Below are 2,790 nucleotides of genomic sequence, written 5' to 3' on the forward strand. Positions count from 1 at the left end.
GCAAGCTCCCTCGCCACGGGATTTCATAACATCCTCAGCACTGCCGATAAGGCAGTGCCGTCCTGGCCTCTTCGGCATACGCCATCACGCCCTCATGCTCGCGTGCGAGAAAATCCGCCACCGCCGCTTTCAGGCCTGGATGACGCAGGTAGTGCCACGAGCGCGTGATCACCGGTTCGAACCCGCGAATCAATTTGTGCTCGCCCTGTGCTCCGGCATCAAAACGCTGCAGGCCGTTGGCAATCGCGTAGTCCATGCCCTGGTAGAAACATGTCTCGAAATGCAGGCGATCGAATTCCGCCAGGCAACCCCAATAACGCCCATAAAAACTGTCGCCGCCCACCAGGCTGAACGCCATCGCCACTGGCCGTGAACCTTGCTTGGCCAGCACCACGCGAATGGCCTCGGGCATGCGCTCCGCCAGCAGGCTGAAGAACGCACGGGTCAGATAAGGCGCCTGCCGACGCACCGCGTAGGTATTGGCGTAACAGGCGTAGACAAAGTCCCACTGCGCCTCGTCCAGTTGATGGCCTTCCAGCCATTCGAAGTCAATGCCCTGCCCCGCCACCTGCTCGCGTTCCTTGCGCATCTGCTTGCGCTTGCGGGAACTGAGCGCATCGAGGAAATCCTGGAAATCCCGATAGCCGCGATTCTGCCAGTGGTATTGGCAGCCGATCCGCTGCAACCAGCCCTCTTGCCCAGCCAGCGCGGCGTCGGTGGAGGCATCGGTGAAGTTGATGTGAGCGCTGGAAAGCCCCTCGATTTCCAGATAGCCCGGCAGGCTGCCGAGCAACTCCAAGCCGTCCTCCGCACGCGCCGCCAACAGTCGCGGGCCGCTGACCGGACTGAACGGCACCGCCGTGAGCAGCTTGGGGTAATAGTCGATACCGGCCCGGGCGCAAGCGTCGGCCCAGCCGTGATCGAACACGTACTCACCGTAGGAATGCCATTTGCGATAACTGGGCAACGCCGCCAGCAACCGCTCCTCCTCGAGGTGCAGCAGATGCTCGGGCTGCCACCCGGTATGCGAACCCAGGCTGGCGCTGTCTTCCAGGGCGGTGAGAAAAGCGTGGCGCAGGAAGGGTTGGTTGACGGGCACCAGCGCGTCCCACTCGTGTGGCGCGATGGCGGACAGGCTGTCCAAGACGTGAAGCGGCATGCGGTTCCCCGGGATCCAGACGACGGATTGCGCGAGTATCGCCGATCCTGACCGGACGGGGATAAAAAAACCCCGCCAGAGGCGGGGTTCAAAGGAGCTGTAACGGATGAAAGTGCAGCGGTGTATCAGGTCAAAGCGATTTAGAACACGTACTGGGCGCGCATCACAAAGCCGTCGCCATCGTCATCACCGTTGACGTTGGTGACCTTGTCGGTCTTGGCCTTGACGTAGGCGGCCGAGATTTTCACCGCTTCGTTGGCGTACCAGTTCACGCCCAGGTTGTGCACCTTGGCTTCGGCGTCGCCCACGTCACGGGTCGCGGTAGCGGTGGTGATGTTGTCGTCTTCGACGGTCATGCTGTCGTAGCGATAGAACACTTCCCAGGCGCCGATGGACTTGTTCTGCGGTTTGATCGCGTCGAACTTGCCGACTTTATAGCCGCGAGATTCGCCCGTGAGGGTGTAGGCACCCTGGACGTAGAAGCCGTGGCCCTTGATGTCTTCGAAACCGTCCGCGTCAGCCTTGGTCTTGCGGGTGATGTACTCACCCTGGATCGACGCTGGGCCCATGGCGAAAGCGGCTTCCAGGCCGAAAGCAGTGTCGCGGTCGTACGAGCCGGCCGGGGAGTTGTTGGCGCCGCCCAATACCGGACGGTTGCCGTTTGGACCGGCGTCATTGCCGCCCAGGGTTTCAACACCACGCATGCCCAGGCGGGAACGGTAGCGCGCATCGAACACGGTGTCGGACACATCACGGGAAGCCACGTTCAGACCGAAGTGCAACACGTTGCCGGCGTCGTGCATCGGTGCGAACACGAAGCGACCGTTGACTTGCTTGACGCTGTCGCCGTCGGTGTCGTCGGTGTCCTTGCTGAAGACGCCTGCCGAGGCATAGAACGAATCGGCGAAGGTGCTCGACGCCTGGATGCCCAAGCCGTTCTGGTGGCTGTTGGCCCAGTCGATCAGGTCGTAGGCGGCGTTACGCTCTGGCGCGGTAACCCACTTGGAGCTGGTGGCTTTTTCCAGGCCGAAATCGGGGTCGAAACGACCGACTTTGATCGAAACAGGCTTGAAGCCGTTGTAGGCCAGCGACGCTTCGTCGAAGTAGCCGTTGTCGGAGTCGCCACTGTTGTGGGACATGTCGTAGTTGATGGTGTAGGCCCAATCCGTGTACAGCACGCCGGACAGTTCCAGGAAGGCACGACGGATGTAAGCGGCGTCTGCCGAGTTGCCGTTGTCGGTGTAGATACCATCGAACTTGCTGTAGTCAGCCTGCAAACGACCGCCGAGCTTGAAGCTGAACTCTTTGTCAGTGGTAGCGACCTCCAGGCCGCCCTTGGTCTTGACCACGATATCGGCGCCGTCAGTGGTCACGGTGCCGGCGAAAGCCTGGGCGGTTACTGCCATTGCCAGTGCGCTGGCGGCAACACCTGCGAAGTGCTTACGGATCATCGAAGAATTCCCCTAGTTGGTAGTCTATGCGTTAGAAAACACGCGGAACTGGGCCCGCTGGTGTTGGGAGGGGATCTTGGCGACGGGGTGTGTCAGGCAAGTTGCTATCACATAAAGATTTTATGACAGCGGAACTTTTTACTTCGAAAGGAAATAACAAAAATGCCACAAAACTGTGGG

Annotated in this window: 2 protein-coding genes; both read right to left on the reverse strand. The window is 60.5% G+C overall.

What is annotated here, in order from left to right:
• Nucleotides 1-34: 34 nt before the first annotated feature.
• The gene (locus tag OC610_RS25010) at nt 35-1,159 is read right to left on the reverse strand and encodes a GNAT family N-acetyltransferase (protein ID WP_264431699.1); all 1,125 of its coding nucleotides are present in this window, start codon (nt 1,157-1,159) and stop codon (nt 35-37) included.
• Between the two features lie 140 nt (nt 1,160-1,299).
• Nucleotides 1,300-2,610, reverse strand: coding sequence for an OprO/OprP family phosphate-selective porin (locus tag OC610_RS25015; RefSeq protein WP_181286720.1), 1,311 nt, complete (start codon nt 2,608-2,610; stop codon nt 1,300-1,302).
• Nucleotides 2,611-2,790 lie beyond the last annotated feature (180 nt).

The sequence above is a fragment of the Pseudomonas agronomica genome (assembly GCF_025917275.1).
Lineage (GTDB): Bacteria > Pseudomonadota > Gammaproteobacteria > Pseudomonadales > Pseudomonadaceae > Aquipseudomonas > Aquipseudomonas agronomica.

Coding starts and splice junctions, on each gene's coding strand:
- OC610_RS25015 (WP_181286720.1), bottom strand. CDS start 2,610: ATGATCCGTAAGCACTTCGCAGGTGTTGCCGCCAGCGCACTGGCAATG.
- OC610_RS25010 (WP_264431699.1), bottom strand. CDS start 1,159: ATGCCGCTTCACGTCTTGGACAGCCTGTCCGCCATCGCGCCACACGAG.